The sequence below is a fragment of the Sporosarcina sp. D27 genome (assembly GCF_000586555.1).
Taxonomy (GTDB): Bacteria; Bacillota; Bacilli; order Bacillales_A; family Planococcaceae; genus Sporosarcina.
Window position 1 is genome coordinate 297,623 of sequence record NZ_AZUC01000047.1, and the last position, 14,206, is coordinate 311,828.

At 42.9% G+C, this 14,206-nt stretch carries 17 protein-coding genes; all 17 read right to left on the reverse strand.

Annotation, left to right across the window (positions count from 1 at the left end; translation table 11 throughout):
- Positions 1–11 precede the first annotated feature (11 nt).
- The gene (gene topA / locus N693_RS0112080) at positions 12–2,090 is read right to left on the reverse strand and encodes a type I DNA topoisomerase (RefSeq protein WP_025785060.1); all 2,079 of its coding nucleotides are present in this window, start codon (positions 2,088–2,090) and stop codon (positions 12–14) included.
- Between the two features lie 120 nt (positions 2,091–2,210).
- Positions 2,211–3,062 (reverse strand): DNA-processing protein DprA, encoded by an 852-nt coding sequence (gene dprA / locus N693_RS0112085; RefSeq protein ID WP_025785061.1) that lies wholly within the window; start codon positions 3,060–3,062, stop codon positions 2,211–2,213.
- A gap of 64 nt (positions 3,063–3,126) precedes the next feature.
- Positions 3,127–4,029 carry a succinate--CoA ligase subunit alpha gene (gene sucD / locus N693_RS0112090; RefSeq protein WP_025785062.1) on the reverse strand — a complete coding sequence of 301 codons (903 nt, stop codon included), beginning with the start codon at positions 4,027–4,029 and terminating at the stop codon, positions 3,127–3,129.
- 18 nt (positions 4,030–4,047) lie between these two features.
- A complete protein-coding gene (gene sucC / locus N693_RS0112095) occupies positions 4,048–5,208 on the reverse strand; it encodes an ADP-forming succinate--CoA ligase subunit beta (RefSeq protein WP_025785063.1) in 1,161 nt (386 codons plus the stop codon).
- 128 nt (positions 5,209–5,336) lie between these two features.
- Positions 5,337–5,618 carry an EscU/YscU/HrcU family type III secretion system export apparatus switch protein gene (locus N693_RS0112100; RefSeq protein WP_025785064.1) on the reverse strand — a complete coding sequence of 94 codons (282 nt, stop codon included), beginning with the start codon at positions 5,616–5,618 and terminating at the stop codon, positions 5,337–5,339.
- Positions 5,615–5,926, reverse strand: a complete 312-nt coding sequence (locus tag N693_RS0112105; RefSeq protein WP_025785065.1) for a hypothetical protein — start codon at positions 5,924–5,926, stop codon at positions 5,615–5,617. The genes N693_RS0112100 and N693_RS0112105 overlap by 4 nt, the downstream gene beginning before the upstream one ends.
- Before the next feature lie 30 nt (positions 5,927–5,956).
- Positions 5,957–7,606, reverse strand: a complete 1,650-nt coding sequence (locus N693_RS0112110) for a hypothetical protein (RefSeq protein ID WP_025785066.1) — start codon at positions 7,604–7,606, stop codon at positions 5,957–5,959.
- Positions 7,603–8,400, reverse strand: coding sequence for a ribonuclease HII (locus N693_RS0112115; protein WP_371257562.1), 798 nt, complete (start codon positions 8,398–8,400; stop codon positions 7,603–7,605). Before N693_RS0112115 ends, N693_RS0112110 begins: the two co-directional genes overlap by 4 nt.
- 88 nt (positions 8,401–8,488) lie before the next feature.
- Positions 8,489–9,343: a ribosome biogenesis GTPase YlqF gene (gene ylqF, locus N693_RS0112120; protein ID WP_025785068.1), complete on the reverse strand. Its 855-nt coding sequence runs from the start codon at positions 9,341–9,343 to the stop codon at positions 8,489–8,491.
- Between the two features lie 17 nt (positions 9,344–9,360).
- Positions 9,361–9,918, reverse strand: coding sequence for a signal peptidase I (gene lepB, locus N693_RS0112125; RefSeq protein ID WP_025785069.1), 558 nt, complete (start codon positions 9,916–9,918; stop codon positions 9,361–9,363).
- 101 nt (positions 9,919–10,019) lie between these two features.
- Complete coding sequence (gene rplS, locus N693_RS0112130; protein WP_025785070.1) at positions 10,020–10,364, reverse strand: 50S ribosomal protein L19; 345 nt, start codon at positions 10,362–10,364, stop codon at positions 10,020–10,022.
- 124 nt (positions 10,365–10,488) lie between these two features.
- Positions 10,489–11,223, reverse strand: coding sequence for a tRNA (guanosine(37)-N1)-methyltransferase TrmD (gene trmD, locus N693_RS0112135; protein WP_025785071.1), 735 nt, complete (start codon positions 11,221–11,223; stop codon positions 10,489–10,491).
- Positions 11,223–11,738 carry a ribosome maturation factor RimM gene (gene rimM / locus N693_RS0112140; RefSeq protein WP_025785072.1) on the reverse strand — a complete coding sequence of 172 codons (516 nt, stop codon included), beginning with the start codon at positions 11,736–11,738 and terminating at the stop codon, positions 11,223–11,225. Before rimM ends, trmD begins: the two co-directional genes overlap by 1 nt.
- A gap of 92 nt (positions 11,739–11,830) precedes the next feature.
- Positions 11,831–12,064: a KH domain-containing protein gene (locus N693_RS0112145; protein WP_025785073.1), complete on the reverse strand. Its 234-nt coding sequence runs from the start codon at positions 12,062–12,064 to the stop codon at positions 11,831–11,833.
- Between the two features lie 15 nt (positions 12,065–12,079).
- Entirely contained in the window at positions 12,080–12,352 is a 273-nt protein-coding gene (gene rpsP / locus N693_RS0112150) for a 30S ribosomal protein S16 (protein ID WP_025785075.1), read from the reverse strand.
- A gap of 102 nt (positions 12,353–12,454) precedes the next feature.
- Positions 12,455–13,810 carry a signal recognition particle protein gene (gene ffh, locus N693_RS0112155; RefSeq protein WP_025785078.1) on the reverse strand — a complete coding sequence of 452 codons (1,356 nt, stop codon included), beginning with the start codon at positions 13,808–13,810 and terminating at the stop codon, positions 12,455–12,457.
- A 13-nt stretch (positions 13,811–13,823) separates the two neighbouring features.
- Positions 13,824–14,156 (reverse strand): putative DNA-binding protein, encoded by a 333-nt coding sequence (locus N693_RS0112160; RefSeq protein WP_025785080.1) that lies wholly within the window; start codon positions 14,154–14,156, stop codon positions 13,824–13,826.
- Between the last annotated feature and the right edge of the window lie 50 nt (positions 14,157–14,206).

Genomic DNA, 14,206 nt, shown 5'->3' on the forward strand with positions numbered 1-14,206 from the left:
CTCTAGCTAAATTATTCTTGTGGTTTCTCTTTATAATCACATTCCGTACATTGGATTTGCAATCCTTTTTTCAGACGTTTTTCAACAAGAGTACTTTCACATTTCGGACATGGTCTAGAAATTGGTTTATCCCAAGAAATATATTCGCATTCAGGATACCGATCACAACCATAGAAAATCCGGTTTTTCTTACTCTTCCGTTCGACGACTTCCCCTTCTTTGCAAAGCGGACATGTTACGCCTATCGGTTTAATAATCGCTTTTGTATTACGGCAATCCGGGAAGTTTGAGCAGGCCATGAACTTACCATAACGACCCATTTTATAGACCATTGGAGACCCACACTTTTCACAATCTTCTCCGGCAGGCTCATCTTTAATCTCAATTTTCTCCATTTCTTCATCTGCGACTTTCAAATGCTTTTCAAAGTCTTTGTAAAACTCATCGATGACCGTAACCCAAGGGATTTCCCCGACTTCTATATGGTCCAGACTTTGTTCCATTTTAGCCGTAAACTCTGCATTGGTGATATCTGAGAAGTATTGGTTGACCGCTGCGTTGACAATCCCACCTAATTCAGTAGGAACAAATCGTTTCGCATCTAAAGTGACATAGCCTCTTTTTTGAATAGTATCCAATGTTGGCGCGTATGTCGATGGTCGTCCTATCCCTAGCTCTTCCAAAGTTTTCACAAGACGTGCCTCGGAATAACGTGGAGGTGGTTGCGTGAAATGTTGTTTCGGATCAATCGACGCACACTTGACCGTTTCCCCTTCCGTAAGCGGAGGTAGGACATTATCCTTTTCTTCTTCCTTATCATCATGACTCTCAATATACACTTTCATGAATCCTTGGAATTTTACCTGTGATCCTGTTGCTCGGAACTGTACGTCGTTGTTCAGTAAGTCTACAGTCACCGTATCAAGGATGGCAGGTGCCATTTGACTTGCAAGAAAACGCGACCAAATGAGTTTGTATAATTTCAACTGATCTTTTGATAAAAACGCTTTCATCGCTTCAGGTGTACGTAGGACAGATGTTGGACGGACGGCTTCGTGAGCGTCTTGTGTCTTCGCAGCTGAAGACTTGCTAGCCGCTTTTGTTTTACGTGTAAACTCTTCACCATACATCGTCTCAATATGCGATTTCGCTTCAGCTTGGGCCGTCTCGGATGTTCTCGTCGAATCCGTTCGCATATACGTAATGAGACCAACGATTCCTTCTTTACCGATTGTAATCCCTTCGTACAATTGCTGGGCAATCATCATCGTTTTCTTCGCACGGAAGTTCAACTTACGTGCTGCCTCTTGCTGTAGAGAAGACGTTGTAAATGGCACAGCAGGATTACGTTTACGTTCTTTCTTCACGACTTGGTGTACCTTAAAGTCATCACCGTCCAAGTTAGAGAGAATCTCGTCGACTTGACTTTTGTCTGTCAGTTTGACTTTCTTACCAGCTGTTCCATAGAAAGAAGCCTCAAAATCACCTTCTTTTTTACTGAACCCCGCACCGATTGACCAATACTCTTCAGGTTCGAAGGATTTAATTTCTTCTTCGCGATCAATAATGAGCTTCAAAGCCACAGATTGAACACGACCTGCTGACAAACCTTTCTTGACTTTCTTCCATAGAATCGGACTGATATTATAGCCAACAAGCCTATCAAGAATACGACGCGCTTGTTGGGCATCTACTAAATCCGTATTGATCGGTCGCGGATTTTTAAACGATTCTTTAATTGCATCTTTTGTAATTTCGTTAAAGACCACGCGACAGTCGGAATGATCATCCACACCAAGCTGATGCGCAAGATGCCAGGCAATTGCTTCCCCTTCTCTGTCGGGGTCAGCCGCGAGAAAGATTTTTTTCGCTTTTTTTGCTTCTTTTTTCAAATCTTGTAGGATCGGGCCTTTTCCCCGAATCGTAATATACTTCGGTTCATAGTTGTTTTCCACATCGACCCCCATTTGACTGCGGGGCAAATCTCTTAAGTGGCCGAGGGATGCGCGCACTTTGTATTTCTTTCCTAAATAGCGTTCAATTGTCTTTGCTTTTGCTGGTGATTCCACGATTACTAGGTAATCTGCCATTCTAATGTGCCCCCCTTAAAGAGGTTCTTTGTATTTATTCATCTAAAAGAATATCTGTTGCAAAATGTATAACAGTTTTCATGGAAAAGCAACTATTTTAGTAAAAAGACATTTCTCTCGTCAAGATTCGACAAGAGATTCCATGATTTGAAAGCCGCTCCAGATCGGTCGTGCTCCTTCATCTAATAATTTGTTCGGCCCTAATGACAATGGCGAGTCTATGGGTCCAGGAACAGCAAATATTTCTTTTCCATGATCGAGTGCATGCTCAATTGTACTCATCGTTCCGCTCTTCACTGCTGATTCTGTAATGACAATGGAGTTGGACAGTCCACTTATAATCCTGTTTCTCATTGGAAACGTCCATTTAGCAGGTGGATGGTATGGCGGATACTCAGTTATTAAAAGGTGCTCTTCTGCAATAGTTGTTGCAAGTTCTTCATTTTCTTTCGGATATAGATGAAGGAATCCATGTCCAAGTACAGCTATTGTCTGACCACCATATTTTATGGCTGCTTGATGAGCCATTGTATCTGCACCTTTCGCAAGTCCTGAAACAATTACAGATCCATGTTGGACGAGTGGTGGGACAATCATCTTCATAGCACAGACCGAGTATCCCCCAGCTTTGCGGGAACCAATTATTGCAACTTTACTTGGTTTTTTCAGTAAACCCGGATCACCTTTTGTATAAAGAACAGCAGGTGGATCTATTAACTGTTTTAGTCTTTCAGGATAATCAGGATGTGTATAAGGAATGGGGATTATTCCTTTTTCGAGAAGCAACTCTAGGAGAGGGAGTGGGGTTAGTTTGGCAAGTTTCAGGTTCAAGTTTGTGCGTTGTTTTTGTGATAAATTAGGAACGTATTTTGGATCATAGTTATTTTCAAGCAATCTAGTAAGCTGGGGATAAGGGACAGGCAATGCGTAGTGAAGTTTCAAAAGCTGATGTTCGTGTGCAGATAGCTTCATTAAATACCTCCTCTTTGTATAGAAAAGATGCAGCGTACTCATTGAATACGCTGCATCTTCTATCTTAGTGGGTTTTACACTTTTCGTATAGCCCTTTTTCTTTAATTACTTTAATCAATGTCTCACCGATAACAGATGGCGTTTCTGCAACCTCTACGCCAGCGTTATTGAGCGCTTTGATTTTTTCGTCAGCCGTTCCTTTACCGCCAGAAATAATGGCACCAGCATGGCCCATACGCTTTCCTGGAGGTGCTGTTTGTCCACCGATGAATCCTACAACCGGTTTCTTCATGTTGGCTTTGATCCACTCAGCTGCTTCTTCTTCAGCAGTTCCGCCGATTTCACCAATCATAACAACTGCGTACGTGTCTTCATCTTCATTAAATTCTTTCAATACGTCGATGAAGTTCGTTCCATTGACTGGGTCTCCACCAATACCAACAGCCGTCGTCTGACCGATACCTGCTTCAGATAGTTGGTGAACCGCTTCGTACGTCAATGTACCAGAGCGTGAAATTACGCCTACGTGACCTTTTGTGTGAATGTAACCTGGCATAATACCAATTTTACATTCTTCTGGTGTAATAACACCAGGACAGTTCGGTCCAACAAGACGTGTCTTTTTACCATCCATGTAACGCACTACTTTCACCATGTCCAAAACAGGAATGTGCTCTGTAATACAGATTGCCATATCAAGTTCAGCGTCTACCGCTTCCATGATTGCATCTGCTGCGAAAGGTGCTGGTACGTAGATTACGGAAACATTAGCGCCAGTTTCTTTGACAGCTTCTTCCATTGTATTGAATACAGGAACGCCATCAACTTCAGTGCCGCCTTTACCTGGTGTTACACCTGCAACGATTTTAGTTCCGTATTCAAGCATTTGCTGGGTATGAAATTTTGCAGTCCCGCCAGTGATACCTTGGACGACTACTTTTGTATTTTTATCGATATAAATACTCATCGTTTGTCCCTGCCTTTCTTAGCCTACGATTTCAACAATCTTTTGCGCGCCGTCTGCCATTGAGCCAGCTGCAATAATATTAAGCCCTGATTCGTTCAACAAAGCTTTACCTCTTTCCACGTTTGTTCCCTCAAGGCGAACAACTAGTGGTACTTCAAGGCCGACTTCTTTCGCTGCAGTGATAACACCTTCAGCGATCACGTCGCACTTCATAATTCCGCCAAAGATGTTAACGAAAATCCCTTTAACATGCTCATCTGAAAGGATGATTTTGAACGCTTCAGTTACTTTTTCAGCAGTCGCGCCGCCCCCAACGTCAAGGAAGTTTGCGGGTGATCCGCCGTAGTAATTGATCGTATCCATTGTAGCCATAGCAAGTCCAGCACCATTGACCATGCAGCCGATGTTGCCGTCTAGTGAAATATAGCTCAAGTCATACTTGGAAGCTTCGATTTCTTTTGCGTCTTCTTCTTCGAAGTCACGCAACTCAACGATGTCCTTATGACGGAACAACGCATTGTCGTCAAAGTTGAATTTCGCATCAAGTGCAAGCACCTGGTCATCACCTGTTACAACAAGTGGATTAATTTCAACGATGGATGCATCTTTTTCTACGAATACTTGGTAAAGACCTGTCATGAATTTCGCTGCTTTGTTCACAAGATGTGCAGGAATGTTCATGTTGAATGCCATACGGCGTGCTTGGAATCCTGTCAATCCAGATACCGGATCAATGACTTCGTGGAAAATCTTTTCAGGAGTCGCTTCTGCAACTTCTTCAATATCCATTCCGCCTTCTTCAGAACCCATAAGTGTTACACGGTCCGTAGCTCGGTCTACAACAAGACTGATGTAGTATTCCTTTTTGATGTCTGCGCCTTCTTCAATAAGTAAACGCTTGACTTCTTTTCCTTCTGGACCCGTTTGGTGAGTCACCAACGTTTTGCCAAGAAGTTCTTTTGCGTAAGCACGTACTTCGTCAAGATTTTTAGCAATTTTGACTCCGCCTGCTTTTCCGCGACCACCTGCATGAATTTGCGCTTTCACGACAAATACTTCAGTGCCAAGTTCTTTCGCTGCTTTTACTGCCTCTTCTGGAGAAAATGCTGCAATCCCTTTTGAAGCTGCAACTCCATAATCACGAAGCAGTTGTTTCCCTTGATATTCATGGATATTCATCTTATATCCTCCAATCAAACTGATAACTATTCTTTACTGCGTACTCTATTGTAGTAAACTTGTCATACTATGTCCATATTTGTACTCGTAAAGTGCGAAATTTCTGTTCTACTACAGTCTTAAACTGTTTATTTTCCGCTTTTTGAACGATCTAATCTGTAAACATAGGCCAGAACTTCCGACACCGCTTGATATAGCTGGTCAGGAATCGTCTCATTTACTTCTAACTGACCGAGTAATTCTACTAGACTTGGATCTTCTTGTATAGGAACACCATGTTCTCGAGCTTTCTCGAGTATATTCTCCGCAATTTGACCTTTTCCTTTGGCCGTCACTTTCGGTGCTTCGTTGAGCTCAGGCAAATAGGTCAACGCGACCGCTTCACGGCGCTTATATCGCTTTTCACTCATATCCGGAAATCGACTCCTTGCGTTCCGCTACCTGTAGACAAGCTAGACTTAGTCGGAGTAATCACTTCTTCTTGGAATTGTTTAAAACGGACAGCGGAAAGACGATATCCTTCCTCATCTAATCCTTCTGCTAGTCTATCTTCAAGGACCGCTCCGAGCATTTTCAATGTAGGATCTTCATTGAAAATAGTTAATGTCACGACTTTGTTTTGTACTTGCATATCGACCACTGTTTTGTGGATTGCTTCTAGATCTAAGTAAAACAAGACACGCGCATGATCCGGATCAATCTTTCCATCTTCTTTCATCCGCCCATTCCACTCAATCGTTGCGTCAATTCACTTCCCCTGTAAGTGAAGTGGAACTTGCATGATTATCTGCTGTTGTACACCAGATTCAGTCGATTGTAGAGGCTGACCATTCAATCTTGAAACGACTGTTTCTGCTGCTTCCCGTAGAGCTGTTCCTGCCATACCTTCTTGCAAAAGTGCAACAAGCTGAGGTTTTAGGGAATCCTGAATTTGTGATATATGCAGTTCTTTTGATGCAAGACCCGCTTCGTAGTGAACACCCAGCTTTACTAAAACAGATTGTATCGCTTGTTTAATAGTACTGCCTGAAAGTTCTTCACTTGTTGCCGCTTCTGCTGCAGCTATGAAGGATTGAATGACCGGCGCATTCGATTGCATAGCTTGTTTAACAAGTGCAGGGAGTTTGTCTAGCCCCCCTTGAGCATCCAGTGCTGCTTGTAACAGAGCCGGCATCCCCGTTTGCAATGGAGTGGAACTTGAATTCACAGACGACTGAGCGGGATTTTGGCTAGGTAACATTTGTTTTGTAGCTTCACTGAATAATGTCTCACTAAACTTCGCAAGTAAGGCGCTTGCCGTCTCATTAGTTCGAGAATGAGCTGATAAAAAATTCGTTAACTGGCCTTTAACGCCTACAGGCAATTCCGTTTGTTGAATGATTCGTTGGAGTTCTGCGGATGCTCCTACAGGTAACTTAGTTGCACCTGTCATTACTTGTTGAAGTGCTGTTAATAACTGCTTAGCGTCTATTTTAAGAGCATTTTCCGATGGTATCGAGGTACCCAAAGTAGTATTGGTTTGTTGCGCCGCTTGTTTTTCAACAGTCGGCATTTGAGATTGGGTGTTTTGAGATGAACTGACAAGCTTCGCTAACACAGTAGGTAGATTGGCAAGGGATGTTTGTGCTGGTAAGATACCTGCTGCTTTCAGTAGTTGAACAGCTTGGAACCGAAGTTCAGGAGGAGCTGATTTGTCCAGTGCAGCCGAAAGTGTTTGCGCCAACAGTTTTCCCCCATTAGCTTCCATTAAAGGCTGTTTTATTTGCTGAAGAATCGTTTGGATATCCATCTTTTGAGTGCTGGGTATTTTGTTATCCGAACTGACTGCCTGCTGAAGTGCATCAAGGACACCTTGAAGTCCCTCTTTCGTTTCAACTCCCATCATCGCATGAAACAGTTGGGGGGTTATAGGTAGCTTGAGGGACACTAGCTTCCCTATAGATTGAAGGGCTTCCTGCTGTTGTCCAGGTGATGTTTGCTTCAGAAGTGTTTCACCTGCAATCAATGATTCTCGCGTGATAGGAATTTGCTGCTTCATGAAAAAGTCCACAAGTTTACGCATTTCAGGTGTCTTAGTAAGTTGTAAGGTGTCGAGCAAACTGCCGATTTTCGCACTTTGACTCTCCCCTTGCGTATGTGGCCCAGAGATTAGTTTCAACTGCAATTCAGGTTCAGTCGCCTTCACTTGAAAATAATAAGAATCTCCTGCCTTTAGCGGGACTTCTAATTTTGCATTCAGCTTTTGGTTACCAATTTGGACTTCTGCCATTTCACCTGGATATAGTTGTTTAATCGTCCCATGGAAAAGTTGTCCTTCTCTTAGTTGAGCGGGTTGTGATGGCTGTACATTTCCTATGTTGGCTGGGTTGAGATTTTGTGTTATTGACGGATTGTTCATCTGTTAGCCGCCTTTCTTGCGATCATTGTCTTGATCGGTTCAAATGTTTTCCGATGGTGAATGCTTGGACCATAATCCTGGAGCGCATCCAAGTGTTCTGGCGTACCATATCCTGCATGTTTATCAAAACGATACATTGGATATTCGCCGTGTAATTCATCCATCAACTGATCTCTTGTCGTTTTCGCAAGTATGGAAGCAGCAGCTATCGCTAAACTTTGAGCATCTCCTTTAACAATCGAGGCAGATGGACAGCTTACAGTTAGTGGCATCGCATCTGCAAGGACTTGATCGGGTTCAATAGGCAATGTGCGAATTGCCTGTTCCATCGATTCGCGTGTCGCTGCATAAATATTGATTTCATCGATTCGCTTTGCTGATTGCACATGAACAGACCAAGCTACCGAGATTCGTTTGATAATTTCTGCAAGGCGTTCACGTTCTTTCTTAGGGATTTGTTTAGAATCATCCAATCCGATCAGCTCGTCTGCTTCAAGTGGAAGAATAACAGCTGCTGTCACAACAGGACCTGCTAAAGGTCCCCTTCCAGCTTCGTCAGTCCCCGCTACTTGAGCACCTTCAAATGGCGCATACGAAGCATCAAACTGCTGTTTCTCTATGTGGCTAGCCATAGCAGCGCAGCGTTTATCATACGCTCTATTCCAGCTAATAAGCGCTTGTTGTACTCCTTTACGTTCATCCTTTGTCAACTCTGCCATCCACGGCTCAGGCTCGTTCGTTTCTTTTAGTCGTAATTTAATCGCTTGTATTGTTTTCACACGCTCACCTTCCATCCCTCTTCAACTCCATACTTCATTTATCGGCTACTCCACTGATTTTTAGATATACAAAAGCCGAAGCCGGGTGCCGGCTCCGGCTAGATCACTCTTGTTCTTCAGTCCAGTCGAATGTTAACCTTCCAAAATTACCTGTTCTGACATCTTGTATGATTAGCTCTGCAACTTTATCGTAGTCAATTTCTCCACCAGTTGTATACGCTTTACGCCGTGCTCCCACTGCTTCGAACAGCTCTGCTGTGTTGTCCTCTACAGTATCAAAGCCATATCGTTCTTCTAACCGCTCTGAATAACGATTGGATAAGAATGTTAATCCGTACATCGCTAAATCTTCCATGTTTACAATCGTATCTTTAATAGCACCCGTCAGCGCAAGTTTTTGACCTGTCTCAGGATCTTCAAACTTTGGCCATAGAATTCCCGGTGTATCGAGAAGCTCTAATTCTTTTTCGTACTTAATCCATTGCTGAGCTTTTGTGACGCCTGGCTTGTTTCCTGTTTTCGCTATGTTCTTATGAGCAAGTCTATTGATCAGCGTTGATTTTCCAACGTTCGGAATTCCAACAATCATCGCTCGAATTGCACCTGGTCTGATCCCACGCTTTTTCATCCGCTCAATTTTAGGCGCTAACACTTCTTTAGCTACCTTCGTTACTGCCTGTAGTCCTTTGCCTTCAAACGAGTTAATTGCGACTGCACGAATGCCTTGCTCATCAAAATATCGGATCCATTTAGCAGTTTCATGTTCATCCGCCAAATCCATTTTGTTTAGTATTAGTATTCTTGGTTTTTGATGAATGACTTCATCAATCATCGGGTTCCGAGAAGACAATGGAAGCCGTGCATCTACAAGTTCAAATACAATATCTACAAGTTTCAACTGTTCAGTTACTTCTCTTCGGGCTTTCGCCATGTGACCGGGAAACCATTGAATGGTCATCTGCTCCCCCTACTTTCTCAATCCACTAGTCCGATATCATCCATCGGCCAGAAAACAAATTTTGTTGTACCTATAATTTCATCAATATCAACGGCACCAATATGCCGTGAGTCATTACTTTTTCTTCGATTATCCCCCATTACAAACACATGCCCTTCAGGAACGGTTTGCTGTTGAATCTTCTCTTCCAACGTAAAGTCTTCAGTTAGTGTGCCTTCTGTAATTTCTTTTTTATATGCATCCAGATAAGGTTCTGGATACGCTTGATCATTTATATAAAGAACATCATCTTTATACTCCACGGTATCACCAGGTAGTCCAATGACGCGTTTAATATAATCTTTCTGTTCAGGTGCATGGAATACAACTATATCGAAACGATCAGGCTTGCCAATCGAATAACTGATTTTGTTCACAATCATTTTGTCGCCGTCTTCCAGTGTTGGCATCATGGATACTCCATCTACAACAATCGGCGTGAAGAGAAAAACACGAATGACCGCTGCAATTCCAAATGCAATAAGTAGCGCTTTCACCCATTCATAGGTTTCATTTTTCTTTTTCTTTTCATCCATGCCAATGCCCCCTGTAGTCTATTAAACCTATTGTACCTTCAATTCGACTTAGAGGCAAAAAGAAAGGAGGCCGTATAAACGGTCTCCTGATCTTTCTATGCTTATCGAAGTTCTTTGATACGTGCAGCTTTTCCGCGTAGGTTGCGAAGGTAGTACAACTTCGCACGACGTACTTTACCACGACGAGTGACTTCTAATTTTGCGATTTTTGGTGTGTGTACAGGGAATGTACGCTCCACGCCAACACCGTTAGAGATTTTGCGAACTGTGAATGACTCACTGATTCCGCCTCCACGACGCTTAATAACGACACCTTCAAATAGCTGAATACGCTCGCGCGTTCCTTCAACGATTTTTACGTGCAAACGCACTGTGTCTCCCGGACGGAATGCCGGTAGATCGCTTTTAAGCTGATCTTTTGTAATATCTGCAATTAGTTGTTGCATGATTTTTTCTCTCCTATCCTTAGAGGCTCTTGCGATGAAAGACCGCAGCGGAACATCAGTTAAGTATGTGCTTACATAGAAGCACGTATATCATATTAGCATAAACCGTAGTTGTGTGCAACATTCACCGGTTAGATTTCAGTCGCTTCAATATCTTTTCTTGTTCAGGAGACAACGACATGTTGTCTAACAAATCAGGGCGACGTTCGAGTGTACGTTTAAGTGATTGCTCCGTACGCCACTTGTCAATTTCACCATGGTTGCCCGATAGTAAAACATCTGGCACAGAAAGACCTTTATAGGTAGCTGGACGTGTATAGTGCGGATGCTCAAGCATTCCAGTTGAAAAAGAATCTTCCACGGAAGAAACATTATTCCCTAGCACTCCCGGAAGCAAGCGCACGACGCTATCAATAATCGCCATCGATGCAATTTCACCGCCAGTTAATACAAAATCTCCGAGTGAGAGTTCGTCTGTCACAAGATGTTCGCGAATCCTCTCATCATATCCTTCATAATGGCCACAGATGAAAACAAGGTTCTCCTCTAACGCCAGCTCCTCAGCTTTAGCCTGGGTGAAACGTTCTCCCTGGGGACACATCAGAATGACTCGAGGCGGCTTTGTAGCATCCTTTGTGACAGCTTCAACCGCATTGAAGAGCGGTTCTGGCTTCAATACCATCCCCGCACCACCACCATACGGATAATCATCCACTTTGTGATGCTTATTCTCGGAGTAGTTTCGGAAATCAGTAACTGAAAATGAGACAGCTTTGTTCTCTTGGGCTTTCTTCAGAATCGAAGTATGGAGGACCCCTTCGAACATTTCTGGAAACAACGAGAGAATATTGATGTTCATCATGAAAGAAGCCCTTCCATGACCTCAATCGTAATTTTCTTATTTTTGATATCGATTTCTTTGACGATCTCTTCAATATAAGGAATGTAGTGGGGTTTCCCTTGAGCTGGTGTAACTGTCCACACATCGTTTGCGCCGGTTTCTAATATGTCTGTAACGGTGCCGATTGAGTCCCCTTCGAGAGTGACAACATCGCATCCTATAATTTCGTGATAATAGAATTCGTTTTCCTCGAGTTCACCAAGTTGTTTCTCTGATATTTTCAGCATCCCGGTTTTGTATTTTTCTACATGGCTAAGGTTGAAGTGATTTTCAAAAGTGAGCAAGTAGAAATTTTTGTGACGGCGGGATCCAGAGATTTTGAGCTTTATCGGTGTAGTTTCGTTTGGCATGAACAGGGATAGTTCACTACCGACTGCAAAGCGCTCTTCAGGAAAGTCTGTCCGAGGTGTGACACGAACTTCACCTTGTACTCCGTGCGTATTGACGAGTTGCCCGACGTTAAACCATTGCATGGTTCATTCACTTCCTTTGTTCATTTATAGGGTGTTAAAAATTCATTGATATAGAAAAAGAGAGGAACCGAGGCTCCTCCCTTTACGCAGTGTTAGTCAACGATATCAAGGTAAACTCGTTTACCTCGGTGGCTGCCTGCAGCTGATGTAACAATTGTCCGTATCGCATCTGCGACACGTCCTTGCTTTCCAATGATCTTCCCCATATCTTCAGGGTGGACAGAAAGTTTGTAGGCAACCCGATTCGTTTGCTCATCCTGTTCGACGTGAATCGCTTCGGGATAATCGACTAACGGTTTTACGATTGTCTTAATCAGCTGCTCCATCAGCGCACCTCCTGATTACTTGCTAAGTTTTACGTTATGGAATTTCTCCATGATGCCTTGTTCTGACAACAAGTTACGAACTGTATCAGATGGCTTAGCGCCTTTCTGCATCCAATCCAAAACTTTTGCTTCGTCAATTTTCACTTCAGCCGGCTTTGTAAGCGGGTTGTAAGTTCCAACTGTTTCGATTTGACGGCCATCACGAGGAGCTCGTGAATCTGCTACTACGATACGATAGAAAGGTGATTTCTTTGCACCCATACGTTTAAGACGAATTTTTACTGACATTTTTAGTTGCACCTCCGAATAGTTTCACACAAGATAGTATATTATCAAGCTTTTTGTTGTTTGTAAAGTGTTTTTTCTTAACACCTTGTTTTTTGAATGGAATTACTTAAAAAAAGCATCCATTCCCGGCATTTTCATCTTCTTTTTACCACGTTGTTGTGCCCCGGTCATCTGCTTGACCATCTTTTTCATTTCTTCAAACTGCTTCAGTAATCGGTTGACCTCCTGGATCGAAGTGCCTGATCCTTTTGCAATTCTTTTTTTACGACTTGCGTTAATCATCTCAGGGGTAGTGCGTTCTTGCGTTGTCATCGAATAGATGACTGCTTCCACTTTCCCCATTTGGCTCTCATCGACTTTGGCATTGTCGAGGCCTTTGATTTTATTAAAACCTGGCATCATTTTCAAAATCTCGTCAAGTGGCCCCATTTGCTTCACTTGTTGCAACTGGTCTAGGAAATCATCCAAAGTAAAGGTTTGTGTGCGAAGCTTTTGTTCAAGTTCTTTCGCTTTGTCTTCATCGACATTTTCCTGAGCTTTTTCAATGAGAGACATCACATCACCCATGCCAAGAATCCGTGAGGCCATACGTTCAGGATGGAACGGCTCAAGCGCATCCATTTTTTCACCCATACCGACATATTTGATGGGCTTTTGAGTAACTGAACGAATTGAAAGTGCTGCACCACCACGTGTATCTCCATCAAGCTTTGTAAGAGCGACACCTGTAATACCAATCGCATCATCAAAGTTTTTTGCTACGTTTACTGCATCTTGACCAGTCATAGCGTCTACAACGAGGAATACCTCATCAGGCGATGAAAGTTCACGAATATCTTTCAACTCTTGCATAAGAGTTTCATCAATGTGCAATCGTCCTGCCGTATCAATAATTACAACGTCATTGTGATCCTCATCTGCTTTTTTGAATGCTTGGCGAACAATTTCCACGGGTGAGATATCTGTCCCCATAGAAAAAACAGGAATCGTCAATTGCTTCCCTATCGTTTCCAACTGCTGGATTGCTGCAGGACGATAAACGTCTGCTGCGACGAGTAATGGAGATTTGTTGTTCCGCTTTCGCAACGAATTTGCAAGTTTCCCAGATGTCGTTGTTTTACCGGCACCTTGTAAACCAACCATCATAATGACAGTTGGAGACTTACGAGCAAACTGAATAGCTGTTTGCTCTTCTCCCATCAACTTTGTGAGTTCATCTTTTACAATTTTCACGACTTGTTGCCCCGGCGTCAGACTCTTCATGACGTCTTGACCAACCGAACGCTCACTTACTGTCTTTACAAACTCTTTTACGACTTTCAAATTGACATCCGCTTCGATTAATGCAAAGCGGACTTCTCTCATCATTTCTTTTACATCAGCTTCACTAATTTTACCCTTGCCTGTGATTTTCTGAAGCGTCCCTTGCAGGCGCTGCGCTAATCCTTCAAAAGCCATGCATAGAGCCCCCCTAGTCGTGTTCTTTAATTTGTTGTAATAAAATTTGCACTTCATCTGTCAGCGCTTTTTCAGTGGAAAGTCGCTGTTCGATCTGCTCGATTAACTCTGAGCGTTCTTGAAATTTATTGAACAACGAAAGTTTTGCTTCATAGTCTTCAAGCATCGCTTCTGTTCTGCGGACATTATCATAGACAGCTTGTCTGGACACTTCGTACTCCTCCGCAATTTCGCCTAATGACAAATCATCGAGGTAATACAGTTCCATATAAATTCGCTGCTTATCAGTCAACAGCGATTGGTAAAAATCAAAGAGGAAGTTAACACGGGTTGTTTTCTCTAGCATGCACAATTCCTCCTCAGACCTTCTCTTAATAGTAGCCCTTACCTCATTCT